Genomic DNA, 19,924 nt, shown 5'->3' with positions numbered 1-19,924 from the left:
CCTGTCGCCGACGCTTCTGAAAATGGATCCCCGTCGCTCTGCCTTCGCTTCGTATTTCTGAACTTCGTTGAGGTTTACGTTTTACTAGAGCTGATGGACTGTACTTCTCGCCTGCTTTGTTGATGTTCATGGGGTAAGATTGCCGGTTCCAATCATTTCTAACCCGGGACGGTTACTCCATGTTTGAAGACGACGGCTACGCACTGGAAACTCTGGCGGTACGTGCAGGCCAGAGCCGGTCGGCGGAAGGCGAGCACTCCGAATCCATTTACGCCACCTCCAGTTACGTCTTTCCCTCAGCGGCAGAAGCCGCCGCGCGTTTTTCCGGGGAGTCCCCCGGCAACGTTTACTCGCGCTACACCAACCCCACCGTGCGCATGTTCGAACAGCGTATCGCCGCCATGGAAGGAGGGGAGGCCGCCGTCGCGACATCCAGCGGTATGGCCGCCATCCTCAGCCTGTGCATGGCACTGCTGAAAAGCGGCGACAAAGTTATCTGTTCGCGCAGTGTTTTTGGCACCACTACCGCGCTGTTCACCCGCTACATGATCAAATTCGGCGTCAAGGTTTCCTTTGTCGACCTCACCGATTTCCAGGCCTGGAAAGACGCGCTGGACGGCGACACCAAACTGCTGTTTATGGAAACGCCCTCCAACCCCCTGTGTGAAGTGGCTGATATCCGCGCCATGGCGGATCTCGCCCACAGCGCCGGCGCGCAACTGGTGGTCGACAACTGTTTCTGTACGCCCGCGCTGCAGCGTCCGCTGGAACTGGGGGCAGATATTGTTGTGCACTCCGCCACCAAATTCCTCGATGGCCAGGGTCGTTGTGTCGGTGGCGTGGTTGTCGGTCCCAAGGAAGTGATGGACGAGATTGTCATCTTCCTGCGCACTTGTGGCCCCAGTATGAGCCCGTTCAACGCGTGGGTTTTCCTCAAGGGGCTGGAAACACTGAAACTGCGCATGCAGGCCCACTGTACCAGCGCGCTGGATGTGGCCTGGTGGCTGAAAGAGCAACCGCAGGTAGAGAAGGTCAACTACGTGGGGCTGCCAAGCCACCCCAACCACCAGCTGGCTGCAGCCCAGCAATCTGGGTTCGGCGCGGTGTTCAGCTTTACCGTCAAGGGCGGTCGCGAGGCAGCGTGGCAGGTGATCGATGCGTGCAAGATCTTCTCCGTTACCGCTAACCTGGGTGACGCGAAAAGTACTATCGTCCATCCGGCCACCACTACACACGGCCGCTTGAGCGAAGAGGACAAGGCCAGGGCCGGCATCAGTGAAAACCTGATCCGGATCTCGGTGGGGCTCGAGAATGTGGAAGATTTGAAAGCCGATCTGGCGCGAGGCTTGTCGACCCTCGCATAATACGGTCACAATGGCGCGGAATATGACATGATGAATGGCCTCGTTAACTGCGGGGCCTATCATTAATGGCTAGTGAAGAAAAACTGAGCAGTAATGGATTTGCCGTGCAAAAAATCATTTCCGCGATTGTTGCCGATATCGGCAAGGTCCTTCTGGGTAAAGAACATCAGGTAAAACTGGCTTTGGCCTGCCTGCTGGCCCGCGGGCATCTGTTGATCGAAGACCTGCCCGGTATGGGCAAAACCACATTGGCGCATGCGCTGGCACAGGTCCTCGGCCTCAGTTACAAGCGCGTGCAGTTCACCAGCGACATGCTGCCCGCCGACATTATCGGTGTGAGTATTTTCGAGCGCGACTCCGGCCAGTTCCGGTTTCACGAAGGCCCCGTCTTCAGTCAGCTGCTACTTGCTGACGAGATCAACCGCAGCTCTCCCAAAACCCAGAGCGCGTTGCTCGAAGCCATGGAAGAGCACCAGGTCAGTATCGACGGCGAAACCCGTGCGCTGCCCGAGCCCTTTTTCGTCATCGCCACCCAGAATCCGCTGCAGCAGTCCGGTACCTTTGTATTGCCGGAATCCCAGCTCGACCGCTTCCTGATGCGTATCAGTCTCGGGTATCCCACCCGGGAGGCCGAGCGAGCGCTGTTTCAGGGCGTTGACCCGCGTGCCCAGCTGGCCCGGCTTGCCCCCCGTATCAACAGCGAAGGGTTGCGCAAACTGCAGTCCCTGGTGGGACAGGTCAAGGCGTCGGACTCCCTGCTCGATTACCTGGAGCGCCTGGTGTTGCACAGTCGTCAGAGCCCCGAGTGTACGGTGGGACTTTCCCCACGTGGAGCTCTCGCTCTGTTGCATGCGGCCCGCGCCTGGGCCCTGATCCACAACCGCAGCCACCTGCTGCCGGAAGACCTTCAGGCCGTACTGCCGGCCGTCGCAGGTCACCGCCTGCAGACGGATGGCACGGGCGGCACACAGCTGGTGGAACGCATGATGCACCAGGTGGACATTATCGCCGCCTGAGGTCCCCGACTTGCTTGAAAAACGCTTTGCAAACAGCGGCGACGCACCCATTGAAACCGGCCAGGCGGCAATTCGGCCGCTGTTTCGCGCGCGCTGGTTGCGCTGGCTGGACCGCCGACTGCCCGCTGCTCGCCGGGTTACCCTGAATCACCGCAAACTCTTCGTACTGCCCTCGGGCGCCGGCATGGGATTCCTGCTGGTGATATTCCTGCTGTGGCTGCTCGGTACCAATTACGAGAATAATCTCGTGTTTGCCGTCGCATTCCTGCTGTTGGGATTGTTTGTGGTATTGCCCGTGCACACATTTGCCAACCTGTCCGGTTTGGAACTGCAGTTGTTGGATGCTGAGCCCGCGTTTGCCGGTGATTTCGGCCGGGCCAGGATTGCTTTGCACAAGACCGGCAAGCGCTGCCACGAGCGCGTGCGTCTGGCGTGGCCACCGGAAGAGGGTATTGTCGCTGACGTCATCGAAAGCGATGCCCGGGAGGTTCACCTCGATTTCCCGCTAGTGCAGCGAGGGCGCGTGCGCGCACCGCGAATCTATGTGCACAGCCGTTTTCCAATTGGGCTGTTCACTTGCTGGAGCTGGGTCGACCTGGACGTGGAGTTTCTCGTGTACCCGCAACCCAAGTCCGCGGGACCGCTGCCATTTGGCGCCAGTGTCGGGGAGGGCGAGCAGCTGCAGGCCGTTACCCGCGGCGGTGATGACTTTGCCGGACTCAAAAATTATGTGGCGGGAGATTCCCTGCGCCATGTGGCCTGGAAGCAGTACGCCGGGGGACGGGACCTCTATAGCAAGGAATACGCCTCTGGCAGTGACCAGCACCTGTGGCTCGACTGGGACCTGCTGGGAGGGCGAGATGTGGAAACGCGCCTCAGTAATCTTTGTGCCTGGGTGCTGGAGGCGGATCGCGCGCAGGTCCCCTACGGTTTGCGCATCCCGGGGCAGACCATAGCGCCTGACCTTGGCGCCGCCCATCGGCAGCAGGTACTCACTTGCCTGGCGTTGTTCCCGGTGCAGGGAATCCGTCAATGAGCGGTGGTGTCAGTCAGCTGGAATCGCTACTGCCGCGGGAGAGCCTGCTTTGGATTTTTGCCGCGCAGCTGGCGGTACTCCTGCCGCATTCCGTCCACCTGCCACTTTGGCTTCTGGGCGGCTGGTGTATAGCCGTTTACTGGCGCCTGGAAGTATTTCGCGGGCGGCGTGAGATGCCCGGTCGGATGGTGAAACTACTGGCGGTATCCCTGGCGCTTGCGGGTCTGGTACTTACTTACCGGCGCTGGTTTGCTCTGGAGCCGATGGTGGCGCTTCTCGCGGTATCCTTTACCCTCAAAAATATTGAACTGGTGAGCCGGCGGGATGCCCTGTTAAGCCTGCTGCTGGCGTATTTTCTCGCCGCCACCCTGTTCGTGTTTGAGCAGACCATTCCCTATGCCCTTTACGGCATTCTGTGTGTTGTGATCATCACCGCTGCGCTAATTGCCCAGCAGGGCCTCGGCAGCGCGCGCCCGGGCAGGGCGCTGGGCATGTCGGCGAAGCTGCTGGCGCAGGCGATGCCGGTGATGCTGGTGCTGTTTGTGGTCGTGCCGCGCCTCGGGCCCCTTTGGGCGGTGCCTCAGAACAGTAATGCGGCGACTACTGGCATCAGCGACTCCATGAGTCCCGGGGACCTGAGCGAGCTGTCCAAGTCCGCCAAGCCGGCCCTGCGTATCAGTTTTGACGGTCCCGTGCCGCCGCCGGAGCAGCGCTACTGGCGGGGGTTGGTATATACCCACTTCGACGGCCGTCGCTGGAGTGAGCCCGGTGCAGACCGGGGCGGGCTCAACTGGGGGCGCTCGGGGCCGGGCAGCCGCGGTCATGGGCGCAGCCATCGTGGCGAGGGTAATGACGCCAGTGAGCGACCACTACCCGCAGTGGGGCCGCGATTCCGATATCAGGTCATCCAGGAGCCGAGCAACTCTCCCTGGTTGTTCGCCCTGGCCCGGCCTCATTCGGAGACCCGCGGGGTGCGGGAAACCGGTGACGATACCCTGGTGTACAAGATGCCGGTGGCAAGCAGGCTCGCCTACGATGTGCGCTCCTGGCCTCGCGACAATGCCAGCAGCGATGCGCGGCTGGATGCTCTGGAGCGACGCAATCATCTACAGTTGCCGGCAGAGGGCAATCCCCGGGCGCGGGCCTGGGCCCGGGCCCGGCGCGATGAAGGCTTGAGTGCTGAGGCTATTTCCGACGCGTTATTGAATTTCTATAACCGCCGTTTCACCTATACCCTGCGACCTCCCGCGCTGGGTGCCGACAGCGTGGATGAATTCCTGTTTTCCACCCGCGAGGGGTTCTGTGAACACTTTGCCAGCAGCTACGTGTTTACCATGCGTGCGGCCGGGGTTCCGGCCCGCGTGGTCGCTGGCTACCAGGGGGGCGAGTGGGTAGAGCAGCAGGAGTATTTGCTGGTGCGCGAGTACGATGCGCACGCCTGGGCGGAAATCTGGTTGCCGGCGCGGGGCTGGGTGCGTGTGGACCCGACTGCATCGGTTGCCCCCGAGCGTATTCGCGATGGGCTGCAGAGCGCTGCCGCGGATGAGTTTATGCAGGATGCGCTGGTTCCCCTGCACAAATTTGCCTTTATCTCGCGACTGCAGCTGCAGTGGGACATGGTCAACTATCGCTGGTACAAGACGGTAGTGAGCTTCGACAGCGAGCGGCAGCAAGGACTGCTGCGAAGAATACTGGGGGAGATTTCTCCCCTGCGCATGGCACTGTTTATCGGTTTACCCATGCTGCTGGCGCTGTTGTGTTTGCTCTTGTGGTTGAAGCTGTCCAGTCGTGGGCCGACCCTTCCTGTGGCCAGTCGGCTGTACCTGCGTTTTTGTCAGCGCATGGCCGGCGCCGGACTTGCGCGCAATCCCGGTGAAGCCCCGGGGGATTATGCGCGCAGGATCGAGCGTGAATTGCCGCGCCTCGGCCCGATCGCTGCGCGCATTACCAGCGCCTACGAAAAAGCCGCCTATGGCGGTGATCCGCTGGCGGAAAAACAGCTGCGGCGTCTGCTGCGGACCTTCTGGCCCATGCGTTTGGCCGGGGACGCTTTGCGGCACACCGATAGCCCCACAGAAGGTCAATCTGTGGGACAATAGCGCCCCCTCGGGTGGGCTCGGCGCCTACCTGAACTGCGTCGGGAGCAGCGCCGGGTTGCGGCTGGGAACGCGATCCAGCTCTTTGGTTGCAGCGCGCAAACGCATTTCCGGATTCTGTAATGGCATTTCCCGCACTGGCCGCACGGCTGCGAACATTTCTGCTGGGCTATAGCGGCACCTCGCTGGCCACTGGTCTGCAGGTCGTACTGCTGCCGTGGATCGCGGTGGCACTGGTGGAACTGCCGGCCCTGCAGTTGGGCTGGGTTCAGGCCTCGGTACTGCTGCCCAACCTGGTTTTTCTCCTCTTTGGCGGCGCGCTTGCGGACCGCTTTGATTCAGCGCGGGTGGCCGCGCTTTCCTGTATTGGCCTGGGCCTGTGTCATGCGGCGTTGGCTTATTACCTGTTGGATCGTCTTCCCAGTCTTCATCTTCTGCTGCTGTATGGCGTGAGCCTCGGGGTCTGCACTGCTTTCCTGCAGCCGGCCCGGGACAATCTGGTGCAGCGGTGCGCGCGCAATCCTGAGGATGGCGGCGCACGCCTGAGTGAAGCGCGCGTTCAGCATACGGTGACCTGGATGATGCTGGCCCAGTACGGTGGCCAGGCTGTAGGGATGTTGCTGGCGAGCCGCTTTGATCACTGGGGCGCTGAACTGTTATTGATTATCCAGGTGTGTGTCCTGGTTGCCGCCGCACTGTTTTTCTTTTCCCTGCGTCATCTGGGACCGGCACCGAAAACAGCCCGCCAGAAGTTGCCACGGGCATTGCTCGAGGGGTTTGCCGAGGTAAAAAACAGCCGCGCGATTCTCGAGCTGGTCCTGCTTGTGGGATTCAACGGCCTGGTGCACATCGGTGTATTCCTGGTGGTATTGCCGCTGATGGCGGAAAGCTATGACCGCGGGGCCAGTTACTACGCGACCCTGCAGATTGCTTTCGTATTGGGGACCGTCGCGGCTACCGTGACCATGTTGCGCCGGGGGCAGGGCGATACGCCCGGGCGCGGTGTACTGATGTGTCTGCTGTACAGTGCTGCATTGCTGATCGCCATCAGTTTTGGGCCCACGGCTTATGGCCTGATGTTCCTGTGTGCCTGTTGGGGGGCGGTGGCCGCTGCATCCGCGGCGCTGGGCAAGTCCATTGTGCAGTTGCTGGCGCCGGAGCAGGTGCGCAGTCGTATTATTTCGATCTATCAGTTGTCGCTGTTTGGATGTGCGGCGATTGGTGCGCTGGTGGCGGGCGTCATCAGTGAGTTTTCCGCACCGCTGACTACGCTGTGGTGGGCCGGTATTTTCAGCCTGGTGGCTTTTGCACTCGCCTGGCTCAGCGGTGCCCTCCGTCAATTGCGTATCCATCAATCCGATTCTGCAGAGAACTGATTTTCATGCTTTCCCAATTCAACTGGCGTCGCCCGGAAATCCTGTTGTTGCTGCTGGCGCTGGCAATGCCACTTTCCTTTGGCGTGTGGCAGGCGCTGCTGAACAATTTTGTGATTGAACGCGCGCAATTTACCGGTGCGGAAATCGGTCTCTTGCAGAGTGTGCGGGAGATTCCTGGTTTCCTCGCATTTACCGTGGTGTTTGTGCTGTTTCTGGTCCGCGAGCAGCGCCTGGCCTTTATCTCATTGATCGCTACCGGGGTAGGGGTGGCAGTGACGGGCTATTTTCCCTCCACGGCTGGCTTGCTGTGCACCACCTTGCTGATGTCGGTGGGCTTCCACTATTACGAGGCCCTGAAAACATCACTGGCACTGCAGTGGCTGCCTAAGGAGACTTCTGCAATCTGGCTCGGGCGTACTGTCGCCGCGGGCTCGTTTGCCTCTCTCGCCGCCTACGGTCTTGTGTGGTTTACCTCAGACAGGCTGCAGCTGGATTACACCTGGATCTACTTGCTGGGTGGCGGAATCACCGTGGCCATCGTTGCGGCGCTGTGGCTGATGTTTCCCGCGTTTGAGCAACCCCATGTGCAGCACCGGAAGATCATTCTGCGCAAGCGGTACTGGCTGTACTACGCACTGACTTTTATGAGTGGTGCCCGCCGCCAGATATTTGTGGTGTTTGCCGGCTTTCTGATGGTGGAGAAATTTGGCTATAGCGTGGCGGAGATTGTCCAGCTGTTTATCGCCAATCATCTGCTGAACCTTTACCTGGCGCCCAAGATCGGTCGATTCATTGTGCGTTTCGGCGAGCGCCGGGCGCTGACGCTCGAATACATAGGATTGATCATTGTCTTCGGTGGTTACGCGATTGTGGAAACGGCCACTGCGGCCGCGGCGCTCTACATTATCGACCACCTGTTTTTCTCCATGGCCATCGCAATCAAAACCTATTTCCAGAAGATTGTGGATGACCGGGATATCGTCTCGTCTGCAGCGGTAAGCTTTACCATCAACCATATCGCGGCGGTGGTGATTCCGGTGCTGTTCGGTTTGATGTGGTTGGCATCGCCGGCGGCGGTCTTCTGGTGCGGTGCGGCAATGGCCGCAGGTTCTCTGCTGCTGGCACAGAATATTCCTGCGCTACCGGCGGCGGGGAACGAAGTGCGTTGGGGGCAGGGAGCGACGTCCGCGGCGGGATAAAATGAGAAGCAAAAACACGCCTAACCGTGCTGACGACAGCACCCGGGGAACCTTGCCCGCGGGTGCGTCGTAAATCGTTTACCAGCGGTTGCTGATCCACAGCGTCTGGTAAGGGTCCAGCGTTACCGTGGCCAGCATATCGTGGAAAGTGATATCGCTGATCAGGTCTTTCCACTCGTCGGTGCCAATCAGGTTGATGGCGTTAAGTGAAATGGTCTGCGGTTGATCGGAGATATTGTTGAGACAGAAGATGCTCTGTCTGCGGTCCAGGCTCTGGCGCCAGAATGCGAATACCTGATCTCCCAGGTGCAGCGTGAACTGGGTGGCGTTGGGGTGGAAGGCCGGCTGGTCCCGTCGCAGCTGGATCAGTTTGCGCAGCTGGTGGAATACATGGTGGTGGTGGCTTTCCGGATCTGCCAGCACTTCGTTCAGCTCGTGTTCCTGCCACTGGCGGCGATTGATGGCGCGGTTGTGTCCGTGCTCTTTCATCCGCTCATAGTCGTTGGTGGTACCCATCAGGCTGTGCAGGTAAAACGCGGGAATCCCCTCCAGTGCCAACATGATGGCATGTGCGCAGATAAAGCGTCGCAATTGCCACTCGTCTTCCCCCTCGGTGGTGCCTTTAAGGGCATCAATCAGGGATATATTAATCTCGTAAGGCTTGTTACTGCCGTCATCCAGGGCGCGCCAGGAAATCTGGCCACCGAAGTTCTCCATCGTCTGGATCAATGCTTCCTGCTCGCTGTCGTCCAGCAATCCCTCCACCGGACGCAAGCCGATGCCATCGTGGGAGGCAATGAAGTTGAAATAGGTAGTGCCATTCTGAGCCGGCGGCATGCTCATCAGCCAGTTTTTCAGGTACCGGCAGTTACCGGTAACCAGGGTGTTAACCAGTAGTGGCGGCAGTGAGAAGTTGTAGATGCAGTGCGCTTCGTTGGCATTGCCGAAGTACGAAAGGTTCTCCTGGTTGGGAATGTTGGTTTCGGTAATGATCACCGCATTGGGGTTGGCGTGTTCGATCAGCGTGCGCAGCAGGCGAACGATCTCATGGGTCTCTGCCAGATTCAGGCAGTTGGTGCCCAGTTCTTTCCAGATAAATGCCACCGCATCCAGGCGGAACACCCGTACGCCCATGTCCAGGTACAGGCGGATGATATCGACAATTTTTGCCAGTACCTTGGGATTGGCGAAATTCAGGTCGATCTGGTCGTGGCCGAAGGTGCACCACACATGACGTGTGCCTTGCGGGGTACTGGTTGCGCGCAGCAGCGGGGTGACCCGGGGCCGAACTACCTTGCTGAGGTCCTCTTTCGGGTCCATCTCCACGAAGAAGTCGCTGCCGGGATCCTCTCCTTTCTGGTAATTCAGGAACCAGTCGTGCTGGGCGGAACAGTGGTTGATGACCAGGTCCGCCATCAGGTGAAAGTCGGTACTGATACGCAGAATATCGTTCCAGTCCCCCAGGGGCGGATCTACCTGCTTGTAAGCGGATACCGCAAAGCCGTCGTCGCTGGTGTAGGGAAAGAACGGCAGAATATGCACCGTATTGATCAGCATCGGGAAGTGCGTGTGCAGGAAGTGGTGCAGGGTCTTCAGTGGGGGCTGGTTGCCGTTGATGATGCTGTTGCCATAGGTGATAACCGCAATATCGGTCTGATCCCAGAGGTTCTTGTGGGCCAGGGGGCTCTGGCAGTCCTCATCCAATCGCATGGTGCGGATCAGATCCTGCGCGATGGGCTCGATCTCCAGCTTCGGATAGATGAAGGTCAGATGGTCCACCACCTTCTGGTGGAGAACTTCCTTGATTGGAACTTGAGAGTTGGAATGGCTCACGATATCCCCCCGGTTTCCAGGTATTTTTTATAGGGCTGTTTGGTCGTCATAGACTGGATCAGACGTTGTACTCTTCGTAGTCCGTCTCCACAGCCTGTTTCAGCTGCTTCAGGAAGCCCGGCTCGGCGCTGGTAATCCGGTTCCAGCTGGGAATAAATGGCGTCTCCATTGGGTTATCGAGAAATGCCTGCCCGGCCTTCACCAGGTTACTGGCGAAGAGCTCCACCGTCTGCTCTTCCTTATGGATATCAAAATTCAGGCCATTAATGATGGCGTCATTGCGATAGGTTTCTACAAAATCGAGTGCGACACGGAAATAGGTGGCTTTGATACTGCGGAAAGTCTCCGATGAGAACACCGTGCCCTGGGTGGCCAGCTTGCGGAAAAACGACTTGGCGATGTCGATGGACATCTTGGACAGACCGCCGTGTTCGTCGTCGAATGAAACATCCTGGTGCTTGTGATCGTAGGCATGGGCGATATCCACCTGGCACAAGCGGTTGGTTGAGTAATTGCGGTGCATTTCCGACAGTACGCCGATCTCCAGCCCCCAGTCACTGGGAATTCGCAGGTCGTTGATCACGTCGCGGCGGAAGGAAAATTCACCGGCAAGTGAATAGCGGAAACTGTCCATGTATTCCAGATACGGCGTGTGTCCGTAGATTTTTTTCAGGGTGCGGATCAGCGGGGTAACCAGTAGTCGGCATACCCGGCCATTGATTTTTCCATTGGCCACACGGGAGTAATATCCCTTGCAGAACTCGTAGTTGAAATTGGGGTTGGCCACGGGGTAGAACAGGCGCGCGAGCATGGCGCGGTCGTAAGTGACGATATCGCAGTCGTGTAGTGCGATGGCCTCACCCCGGCGCGACGCCAGTATGTATCCCAGGCAATACCATACATTGCGTCCCTTGCCGGCATCCTTGGGTGCCAGCCCATCCCGTTGCAGTTGGGCATCCAGCTCCCGCAGGCGCGGACCGTCGTTCCACAATACGCGCACATGCTGGGGCAGCACGCTGAACTGTTTGAGTGCGTCGCGATACTGGGATTCGTCGGCGCGGTCCAGACCAATGACGATCTCCGACAGATAGGGTACCTCAGAGAGGATTTTCAAAATTTTTGGCAGGGCCTCGCCTTCCAGCTCTGAATACAGCGAGGGTAGCAGCAGGGACATGGGGCGATGCTTGGAGAAGCGGATCAGGTCTGCCTCCATATCTTCCAGGCTGCGGTTGGAAAGGTTGTGCAGGGTCGTGATGTCGCCATTCTGGAAAAAGTCGGTCACGGTTTGCTTCCTTTTATCAGGTTCTGATTAATTACGGGCCTGCTCCCTGGACGCGGAGTCCGGGGCAAATATTTCTGCGATTGCGTCCGCCCAGCCTTGGGGCCCGGTTTCCCGGGTGACGATCAGTGAGGGATGGTGGGAAAGGGTGGGGGGCTGGTGTGCGGGAGAGCGCACAATGATGGCGATATCCGCCACCTTGAGCATGTCCAGGTCGTTGGGACCGTCGCCGCTGGCGATCAGTTTGCATTCTCGATCGGTGTACTGCTGGTAGGTTTTTTTCAGCAATTTGGTGGCCAGCCCTTTGTCGGTCTGGCCCAGCACATGCAGGAACCGGCCTCCCTGCAGGGTGGCGAACCCGGACGCATTGGCACGCGCGGTAAACGCGAGTTTCTGCTGCTCATCCCCCTGCCACAGCAGGGGTTCGGAATAGCCGCGCTGATTGGCCTTTTCCGCTTCTTCCTGGGAGAGGCCAGTGGCGGCCACAATATCCGCGGTGGATGCGGCGGCGAAGTTTAAATAGGGGGCGCCGTGGGCTTCGCTATCCTGTTGCAGAAAATCGAGGATGCAATCCCGACGCGCGCCCGGTTCTAACACCCAGTAGCCCGTTTCTTCACGGGCCCGTTCCGGCTTGTGGGGGAAGTAACCGCGGGGAATGAAAATCGCCGAGCCATTTTCCACGATAAACGGATGCTGGTTGTTGAGTGCCCGTCGCAGTTCGAGCATCTCATCGCGGGTCTTGCTGCTATTGAGAATCACCGGGATCCCGCGGGCTTCGAGCTCGGCCAGAGTGGCGTCCGCCGGTTGATGGGAGTAACTAAAGTGGTCCAGCAGGGTGCCATCCAGGTCACTGGCGATCAGCCATTGAACATCGGCGGATTGGTACGACTCGCGCTGTGTTTCTGTCATTGAATTCCGGGCTGGTCAGAAATTTATCGATTATTTATTTGCGTGTTACCAATACCTCAATCCAAAAATAGTGCCAGTCGGAGAAAAGTGAGCTATGACGGTGCTTTCAGGCCATTGATTGGCGAAGAATTCATTATGTTGGGTCGGCGCCGGTGGAGACGGTCGATAACTTGCGCCAAATTGGGGCGTGCCGTGCTCCGGGATATTATCCGTGCGGCAAGGTGGTGCATGAGGGGCGGGAGCAGCGCCAGCCCGCGCCGGGGATACCGGCCGGGTAGGCGTGCAGGGGGACTACTGGGCTGCTCAGGGAGCTATGCAGCTCATGCAGCGCACATAAAGTGCGCGGGGATCGCGGAAGGTTTTCAGCTCCGCCAGTGGTTGCAGGGCGGGCTTCAGGCTGCTGAACCATGCGCCCAGCGGCAGGTTCTGTTCGACACTGGTAGCAACTCTGGCGTCTACATTATCAGCAAGCGCGCGCATCAGTTTTTCGCTGGTGGTCAGCTCGCGCTGAATCTCCACAATTTCGTAATCTTCCAGGTTGGCGATCTGTGCGGCGTCGGTGATCGCGTCTTTCAGATTGCCCAGCTCATCCACCAGCCCCAGTTTATGGGCGGTGCGTCCGGTCCATACCTGGCCCTGGGCAATTTTGTGGATTTCCTCCGGTGTGCTGTTGCGGGCTTCTGCAACCAGTCGCAGGAACTGGCTGTAAGTGTGCTCAACCCCTTGCTGCAGGATGTCCGCAGCAGCCTCGGGCAGTGCGCGATCCAGGCGCATGGTGCCGGCCAGCTCGGTAGTGCCCACACCATCGTTGTATACCCCCAGGTGCTCCAGGGATTCCTCAAATGTAGGGAAGGCACCAAATACACCAATGGATCCGGTAATGGTGGATGGGGAGGCCCAGATACGGTCTCCGCCGGCGGAGATCCAGTAGCCACCGGAAGCCGCGACACTGCCCATCGAGATTACCACCGGGATACCCGCTTCACGGGTGGCGAGCAGCTCCTGGCGAATGGCTTCGGAGGCAAAAGCGGAGCCGCCGGGGCTGTCGATACGCAGTACCAGCGCTTTGACGTTTTTCTCGCGGGCTTCGGCAATAAGGTTGCTCAGGGTGGTACTGCCGATCTGTCCGGCAGGCGCTTCGCCGTCGACGATGGCGCCTGCGGCACTGATCAAGCCGATCTTTTCATTGTGCTGACGCGGATCCGGCAGGTGGGTTAGTTTCATATGCCGCAGGTAGTCCACGGCGTTAATTGCCTTGTACTGGGATTTATCGGCCTCGTTGACCCCGACCAGTTCCTGCAGCTCCGCCACTGCGGCGCGACGCGTGAGCAGCTTGTCCACGAAGTTATTGGCGAGAGCCGCATCCGCCCAGCTTCCGCCTTCAGCGCGCAGGTTTTGTGGCAGGTCTGCGATGTAGGTGTCTACTGTATTGGGTGGCAGGTTGCGTAGCCCGGTGACCTGTTCCGTGTATTCGCTCCAAAGCTGGTGCAGCCAGCGCGCGTTGTTTTCTCGCGATGCCGGGCTCATGTCGTCACGGGTGTAGGGCTCAATAAAATCCTTGTAATCGCCGACACGGAAGACGTGGAAATTGATCTTCAGCTTGTCCAGGGCGCTTTTGTAGTAGTTGCGATAGCTGCCAAAGCCGGTCAGCAACAGCGAACCCATGGGATTCATGTAGACCTTGTCAGCGTGACTGGCGAGAAAGTACTGGCCCTGGGTGAAGTTGTCGCCAATGGCGTAGACCGGTTTGTTGCTGGACTTAAAGCGCCGCACGGCTTCTCCCACTTCTTCCAGCTTGCTGAGACTGGCGCCCCCCAGGTGATCCAGCTCCAGCACCAGTGCGGCGATACGGTTGTCGTTGGCAGCGCGGTCGATGGCGTCCACCAGGTCTTTTACCCGGGTCTCCGGAGGCGTAGCGGGGCCGCCAAAAAAGGCGGGTACACCACTGGGCTGACTTACCTCGTCGACCAGGTATCCGCCCGGAGCAACTTTCAGCGCAGCCCCCTGGGGCACGGTGATACGCTCTTCACCGCCAAATATGGCCATGCCGATGAACAGTAACAGCAACAGGAACAGCAGGTTGGTAAATACCCGCCGCAGCCAGGTAATGGCGCCGCCAATGGCACCGAAAAAACCGCGAATAGGGCCGCGGTGACGGGTTGCTTCGGTCAAACCTGAAACTCCTTGTGTCGGTCTGTTGTAGTTCTAAGTGTTCGCGTTGTGCAATTGCACCTGCCAGCGGCTGGTCATCATTGCAGATACAAACAGGATAAGGCTGAGAGCGGTTAATACGCCATGCTGCCAGCCGCGCCCAGGCATCATTACGTCGACGATACCGGCGGTGATATACAGCAGCAGGATAAAACACAGCCACAAATAGCTGCGTTGGCGTTGCTTGAGTAGTCCCGGCAGCACCAGTAGCAGAGGGACTGTCTGAAGCAGCCACCACTTTATAGAGCCGCCGATAAACAGGTTCCATACAGCGAACAGTAGCAGAAGGCCGCCGTAGCAGACCCAGTTGAGTTTGCGGGCAATTTCCAGCTTGCGGGCAACGCGCACCGGGTCGATCGCTTTTGATTTTCTAGCCACGGGAATCTCCCTGTTCCTGGCCCGGCTTCGCGAGCAGTTGCTGGGCGAGGGTGCCAATGCGCTGGCCGAGAGCGCGGCATAGGTTGGTCTCGTCTTCGCTCAGGTTGCTCGCGTCACTACCCCCGGCCCAGTGGGATGCGCCGTAAGGGGTACCGCCGGTGGTGGTGTGCATCAATGCTGCTTCAGAGTATGGAATTCCGGCGATGACCATACCGTGGTGTAGCAGGGGCAACATCATCGAGATCAGGGTGCTCTCCTGGCCCCCATGCAGGCTGCCGGTGGAGGTAAATACCGCAGCTGGTTTACCGGTGAGGCTGCCATCGAGCCACATATCACTGGTCTGGTCCAGAAAGTAGCGCAATGGCGCCGCCATATTGCCAAAGCGGGTTGGGCTGCCCAGTAGCAGGCCGGCACAGTAGCGGAGGTCGTCCGCGGTGCAGTAGGGCGCGCCACTGTCGGGTACGGGCGCTACGCTTGCTTCGGTATCCGGGGAGACCGGCGGCACTGTGCGCAGGCGCGCACTGAGCCCCTGTTTCTCCACACCGCGGGCCAGCTCAGCGGCCATCTTGGCGGTGGCACCGTTGCGGCTGTAATAAAGGATCAGAATGTAGGGCGCATCGGCCATCAGATCAGCTCCAGCACATTTTCTGGCGGACGGCCCAGTACGGCTTTGTCACCTTTGACCACGATCGGGCGCTCGATAAGTTTGGGGTGCGTCACCATTGCCTCTATCAGGGCCTCGTCAGCCAGGGCCGTATCTTTCAGGTTCAGTGCCTTGTAGGCGTCTTCGCCCTTGCGCAGCAGGTCGCGAGCGCCGATGCCGAGCATACCCAGAAGGCTTTTGAGCGCGGCGGCATCCGGCGGTGTTTCCAGATACAGCACCACTTCCGGCTCAATATTGTTGTCCTGTAGCAATTGCAGGGTCTGGCGGGATTTTGAACAGCGCGGGTTATGGTAGATCGTCCACATGAAGAAGGTATCCTGTTAAGGTTTGGCGTATTCTAACAGGTGGCGGATGGGCGTCCACGAACCCGCCTTTATCGTCGACTACGCTGAGGTATGGCGTACTTTTTAGACAGAATACACGGCTTTTTGTACGGGGCGCGCACGCGGCTCCGGCAGACGTGGTTATATAACAAACTGAGAAGACCCATGACTGAAATGGTGCACCGCTGGCGTCGCTTTTTTACCTCGCTATGGACGGTATTCAACGAAAAAAACTGCCGCCAGAATGCCGCGGCGCTTACCTATATGACGCTGTTTGCCATAGTCCCACTGGTGACGGTGAGCTATGCGATGTTGTCGTTGTTTCCGGATTTCGCCGGTCTCGAAAGCAAGATCCAGCAGCAGATCTTTTCCCATTTCGTGCCGGAAAGCGGGCGCGACGTGCAAGAGTACATCAGCAGCTTTTCTTCCCAGGCGCAGCGCCTGACTGGTGCTGGCATCGGCCTGCTATTGCTGACCGCCGGTTTTATGCTGAAAAACATCGAGGCCACGTTCAATGCGATCTGGGATATTCCCAAAGGGCGTCGCGGGGTTTCCAGCTTTCTTCTTTACTGGGCGATTCTGAGCCTGGGGCCGATTCTGTTGGGGGCAGGTATGGCCGCCACTACCTACCTGTTTTCCCAGAAGGTCCTCGCTCAGAACGACAGCCTTGGACTGCTACCGGTTGTGCTGCGCATTCTGCCCTGGGTATTTACTGCCATCGCGTTCACCTTACTGTTTGTCGCCGTGCCCAACTGTCGCGTCCCCCTGCGCCATGGCCTCGCCGGCGGTGTGATTACGGCGTTTGCGTTTGAGGCGGCCAAGTACCTGTTCGGCGCAATTGTCGCGCGCAGTTCGTTGCAGGCGATTTACGGCGCCTTTGCGTTCGTGCCGCTGTTTCTGATCTGGATCTACCTGATGTGGATGATTGTGCTGGCGGGCTGCGTGCTGGTGCGTACCCTGTCTGCCTATCACGCTGCGGCCCAGGGACGTAACTACTCTGATCTGGTAGCAACCCTGTCATTGCTGTGGAAGTTCTTCAGCAATTATCAGAAGGGGATGCCGGTATGTGAGCAGGATATTTCCCGCGCGGGTATCCGGCCCTCACAGTGGCGGCATATCCGCGAGGTCTTGCAATCGAACCGGGTGATTTCCCAGACCGACCGCAACGATTACGTACTGGTACGTGATCTGGATTCCATCACCCTGCAGCAGCTGGCGGACTGGCTGCACCCCGCTCCGTTACCGGAAAATGCCCATCGGGAACTGCAGCAGCGGCCCTGGTACCGGCAGGTGGATGCGCGTTTCCGCGAGACGCGGGAATATTCCCGCAAGCAATTCTCCCTGAGCCTGGGAGATCTGTTCCGGGAATCCATGGCTACGGAGATGCTGGAGAAGTCCGTGGATACCAAGGATGCCGAGCCCGCGCTGCCGCCACCGGAAAGTAGTGCGGCCGCGGAGCAGAAGGAAAGTAAAAAAACCAATAATAAAGGGAGCAGCCGCAATGCTCGTAGTGGCAAGTCGACGAGTAAAACAGCCAAAACCTGAGGTCCGGCGGCGCGCTGCGGAATTTCCAATAGCTCCGTTTTTTTCAGCATTGATGGCGATGTTGCTAATAGCCGGTTGCGGCAAGGCCCCGGGTGGAATGCAGGCACTCAGTGGCGAGCCCCTGGCCAGTGAGGGCAAGATCCTGCTGGTGAACTATTGGGCGGAATGGTGCGCACCCTGTCGCGAAGAAATTCCCGAGCTGAATGCCTTTTACCGGGAGCACGGTGAGCAGGTGCTGGTACTGGGTATCAACTTTGACCAGTTGCCGGCGGAACAGGTGCGCCAGCAGGCGAACAAGTTCGGTATCGAGTTCCCGTTGCTCGCGGCGGCCCCGCAGGGCCGATGGGGGCAGCCCATGCCACAGGTTTTACCGTCTACCCTGATTATCGGTCGCGACGGGCAGTGGCGCCGCACTCTGGTAGGCCCCCAGACCGTCGAATCGATTGCCGAGGCGATTTCGGCCGTGGATCAGGGTGCAAACTTCTAGGGCTATAACTAAAGCGTCTTTAAGGGAAAACTGCGCCAGCTGTTAGGATGCGGTCAATTTTCTAACCGTAAAGTTTGTAAATTGGGACTCAAATTCCGTGCAGCTTAGTGCATTTCTTCTCCTCGCGTTTTACCTCTTCCTTACCTGGCCGCTGGCGCGCTGGCATCGCAGCCGCAATTCCCTGGCGCCTGCGGTGTTTGCCGGCCTGCTGTTGGGGGTGCTGTTTGGTGGCTTTATGCACCTGCTGGAGGGGTGGGGTGTGGACACGCCGTGGGTACTCGACTGGGTCGGGTTGATTGGCGATGGCTACGTCAACCTGCTGCATCTGCTGGTGATGCCGCTGGTACTGGTCTCCATTCTCAGCGCAGTGGTCAAAGTCAGTGACACCCGTTCTCTGGGCAAGATCAGCGGCTCGGTTCTGGCTGTGCTGCTGGGTACCACTGCGATCTCCGCATTTATCGGTGTAGTGATCGCCTGGTTGTTCGGGCTATCTGCCGAGGGGCTGGTGGAAGGCGCGCGGGAAGCGGCGCGTGTTGAGGTTCTGAACGAACGAATCGGCCGTGTTAGCGACCTGAGTATCCCGGAAATCCTTACCTCTTTTATCCCGCGCAATATTTTTGCCGACCTTGCCGGTGCGCGCGACACGTCGGTGATTGCTGTGGTGATCTTCGCGGTATTGCTCGGCCTCGCCGCGCTGGGCGTGCGGCGGGAGAACCCGGAGCAGGGTGCGGCTATCGAGCAATTCGTGTCCGTAGCGCAAGCCTGGGTAATGAAGCTTGTCCGCCTGATCATGGCATTTACCCCCTACGGGGTCATGGCGCTGGTCACCGCATTGATCGCGAAATCCAGCTGGGCGGATATTTTCAACCTGTTTAACTTCGTGATCGCCTCATTTGTCGCCATCGCCCTGATGTTTGTGGTGCACGGAATGCTGCTGCTGGTGAACGGCATCAGCCCGTTACACTATTTTGCCAAGGTATGGCCGGTGCTGGTATTCGCGTTCAGTTCCCGATCCAGTGCGGCCACTATTCCGCTGAATGTGGAAACCCAGATTGATGAGCTGAAAAACTCTCCGGCCATCGCCAACTTTTCCGCCTCTTTCGGTGCCACCATCGGCCAGAATGGCTGCGCAGGTATCTATCCGGCGATGCTCGCGGTCATGGTGGCAGTTCCCATGGGGATCAATATCTTTGATCCGGTGTGGCTGACGTCGCTGATTACGGTGATTGTGATCAGCTCTTTCGGTATTGCCGGGGTTGGTGGCGGGGCGACATTTGCCGCGCTGGTGGTGTTGCCCACCATGGGATTACCGGTGCAGATCGCGGCGCTGTTGATCTCCGTGGAGCCGCTCATCGACATGGCGCGCACCGCGCTCAATGTGAACGGTGCCATGACCGCGGGGACCCTGACCCAGCGCTGGCTGGGCCCAAAAGGAGTTTCCGCCGAGGTGGCGTAAGCGCTCGGTAAAAAGTTCCGCCGAGTTCAGGAAAGATTCAGGCTACCGGGATTAAAGTGCTTCCATCGGCTGGAAAGGCCGTTTAACAGACGAAGATCGCCGTATCCAGAGGGTGCGGCGGCCGCCAGCGGGCATCGCAGCCCGGGTCTCAGGGAGCTCTGCACATGATCAATATTCAAAGACTTATCAAGCAACTGGCCTTTGTCGGCCTGACCGCGAGCCTGGTGGGTGTCAGTGCCTACAGCAACGCCGGTGAGAGCGGGTACTACGAGGGCCAGGACGGCTACGATTACGCCATCGTCACCGGTGTGACCCCCATCTATAACGATATCCAGGTAGTCGAACCGCGCACCCAGTGCTGGGACCAGACCGTTACCTACCAGCAACCCTCTCCTGCGGGCGCCATCATCGGTGGCCTGATCGGCGCCGCCGTCGGGCGCGATGCCGCGCGTGGCTATCGCCATGGCCGCGGCCGTTACGGTCATTACCATCGCGGCAACAAAAGTGCCGGTACGGTAGCGGGTGCGGCAGTGGGCGCAATGATTGGCAGCGCCGTCAGTCGCCACAATGCACCGGTGCAGTACGGTAGCCAGCAGCGCTGCCAGGTTGTCGAAGAAGTCAGCACCCGTCGGGAATTGGTAGGATATGACGTAAACTACCGCTATAACGGTCAGGAATATCTAATTCGCACTGACCAGCATCCTGGAGATAGAATCCGGGTACGCGTAGACGTCACGCCGGTCCTTTGATGG

At 59.0% G+C, this 19,924-nt stretch carries 17 protein-coding genes; 10 read left to right on the top strand and 7 right to left on the bottom strand.

Features of this window, described 5'->3' with window-relative positions:
• Positions 1-179: 179 nt before the first annotated feature.
• The 6 genes from B4U49_RS10825 (at position 180) to B4U49_RS10800 (ending at position 8,087) form a co-directional block, all read left to right on the top strand.
• On the top strand, positions 180-1,364 hold the full coding sequence (locus tag B4U49_RS10825) for an O-succinylhomoserine sulfhydrylase (protein WP_078084609.1): 1,185 nt from the start codon (positions 180-182) through the stop codon (positions 1,362-1,364).
• A 104-nt stretch (positions 1,365-1,468) separates the two neighbouring features.
• The gene (locus tag B4U49_RS10820; RefSeq protein ID WP_078084612.1) at positions 1,469-2,380 is read left to right on the top strand and encodes an AAA family ATPase; all 912 of its coding nucleotides are present in this window, start codon (positions 1,469-1,471) and stop codon (positions 2,378-2,380) included.
• Positions 2,381-2,390: 10 nt separating this feature from the next.
• Positions 2,391-3,416, top strand: a complete 1,026-nt coding sequence (locus B4U49_RS10815) for a DUF58 domain-containing protein (protein ID WP_239692583.1) — start codon at positions 2,391-2,393, stop codon at positions 3,414-3,416.
• On the top strand, positions 3,413-5,515 hold the full coding sequence (locus B4U49_RS10810; protein WP_078084608.1) for a transglutaminase TgpA family protein: 2,103 nt from the start codon (positions 3,413-3,415) through the stop codon (positions 5,513-5,515). The genes B4U49_RS10815 and B4U49_RS10810 overlap by 4 nt, the downstream gene beginning before the upstream one ends.
• Positions 5,516-5,634: 119 nt before the next feature.
• Positions 5,635-6,888 carry an MFS transporter gene (locus B4U49_RS10805; protein ID WP_078084607.1) on the top strand — a complete coding sequence of 418 codons (1,254 nt, stop codon included), beginning with the start codon at positions 5,635-5,637 and terminating at the stop codon, positions 6,886-6,888.
• Positions 6,889-6,893: 5 nt separating this feature from the next.
• Positions 6,894-8,087: an MFS transporter gene (locus B4U49_RS10800; RefSeq protein ID WP_078084606.1), complete on the top strand. Its 1,194-nt coding sequence runs from the start codon at positions 6,894-6,896 to the stop codon at positions 8,085-8,087.
• Between the two features lie 78 nt (positions 8,088-8,165).
• Here B4U49_RS10800 and B4U49_RS10795 read toward each other — a convergent pair whose 3' ends face one another.
• The 7 genes from B4U49_RS10795 to arsC all read right to left on the bottom strand — a co-directional run bounded on the left by B4U49_RS10795 (position 8,166) and on the right by arsC (position 15,666).
• The gene (locus B4U49_RS10795; protein WP_078084605.1) at positions 8,166-9,920 is read right to left on the bottom strand and encodes a sugar phosphorylase; all 1,755 of its coding nucleotides are present in this window, start codon (positions 9,918-9,920) and stop codon (positions 8,166-8,168) included.
• A 58-nt stretch (positions 9,921-9,978) separates the two neighbouring features.
• Positions 9,979-11,202 (bottom strand): glycosyltransferase family protein, encoded by a 1,224-nt coding sequence (locus B4U49_RS10790; RefSeq protein ID WP_078084604.1) that lies wholly within the window; start codon positions 11,200-11,202, stop codon positions 9,979-9,981.
• 27 nt (positions 11,203-11,229) lie between these two features.
• Complete coding sequence (locus tag B4U49_RS10785) at positions 11,230-12,108, bottom strand: HAD-IIB family hydrolase (protein WP_078084603.1); 879 nt, start codon at positions 12,106-12,108, stop codon at positions 11,230-11,232.
• 303 nt (positions 12,109-12,411) lie between these two features.
• Positions 12,412-14,280 carry a signal peptide peptidase SppA gene (gene sppA, locus B4U49_RS10780; protein ID WP_078084602.1) on the bottom strand — a complete coding sequence of 623 codons (1,869 nt, stop codon included), beginning with the start codon at positions 14,278-14,280 and terminating at the stop codon, positions 12,412-12,414.
• 33 nt (positions 14,281-14,313) lie between these two features.
• A complete protein-coding gene (locus B4U49_RS10775; protein WP_239692582.1) occupies positions 14,314-14,697 on the bottom strand; it encodes a DUF2069 domain-containing protein in 384 nt (127 codons plus the stop codon).
• Positions 14,690-15,322: an NAD(P)H:quinone oxidoreductase gene (wrbA, locus tag B4U49_RS10770; RefSeq protein ID WP_078084600.1), complete on the bottom strand. Its 633-nt coding sequence runs from the start codon at positions 15,320-15,322 to the stop codon at positions 14,690-14,692. Before wrbA ends, B4U49_RS10775 begins: the two co-directional genes overlap by 8 nt.
• Positions 15,322-15,666 carry an arsenate reductase (glutaredoxin) gene (gene arsC, locus B4U49_RS10765; protein ID WP_078084599.1) on the bottom strand — a complete coding sequence of 115 codons (345 nt, stop codon included), beginning with the start codon at positions 15,664-15,666 and terminating at the stop codon, positions 15,322-15,324. The genes wrbA and arsC overlap by 1 nt, the downstream gene beginning before the upstream one ends.
• 183 nt (positions 15,667-15,849) lie before the next feature.
• On the opposite strand from arsC, the gene B4U49_RS10760 reads away from it, so the two are divergent.
• The 4 genes from B4U49_RS10760 to B4U49_RS10745 all read left to right on the top strand — a co-directional run bounded on the left by B4U49_RS10760 (position 15,850) and on the right by B4U49_RS10745 (position 19,921).
• Positions 15,850-17,229 carry a YihY family inner membrane protein gene (locus B4U49_RS10760; RefSeq protein ID WP_078084598.1) on the top strand — a complete coding sequence of 460 codons (1,380 nt, stop codon included), beginning with the start codon at positions 15,850-15,852 and terminating at the stop codon, positions 17,227-17,229.
• Between the two features lie 58 nt (positions 17,230-17,287).
• The gene (locus B4U49_RS10755; RefSeq protein WP_158078607.1) at positions 17,288-17,716 is read left to right on the top strand and encodes a TlpA family protein disulfide reductase; all 429 of its coding nucleotides are present in this window, start codon (positions 17,288-17,290) and stop codon (positions 17,714-17,716) included.
• Between the two features lie 97 nt (positions 17,717-17,813).
• A complete protein-coding gene (locus tag B4U49_RS10750) occupies positions 17,814-19,172 on the top strand; it encodes an L-cystine transporter (protein WP_078084596.1) in 1,359 nt (452 codons plus the stop codon).
• Positions 19,173-19,336: 164 nt separating this feature from the next.
• The gene (locus tag B4U49_RS10745; protein WP_078084595.1) at positions 19,337-19,921 is read left to right on the top strand and encodes a glycine zipper 2TM domain-containing protein; all 585 of its coding nucleotides are present in this window, start codon (positions 19,337-19,339) and stop codon (positions 19,919-19,921) included.
• Positions 19,922-19,924: the final 3 nt, after the last annotated feature.

It is taken from the genome of Microbulbifer mangrovi, from assembly GCF_002009015.1.
GTDB classification, from domain to species: domain Bacteria; phylum Pseudomonadota; class Gammaproteobacteria; order Pseudomonadales; family Cellvibrionaceae; genus Microbulbifer; species Microbulbifer mangrovi.
Note: the sequence above shows the minus strand (reverse complement) of the source record. Positions and strands in the feature narration are given on the sequence as shown.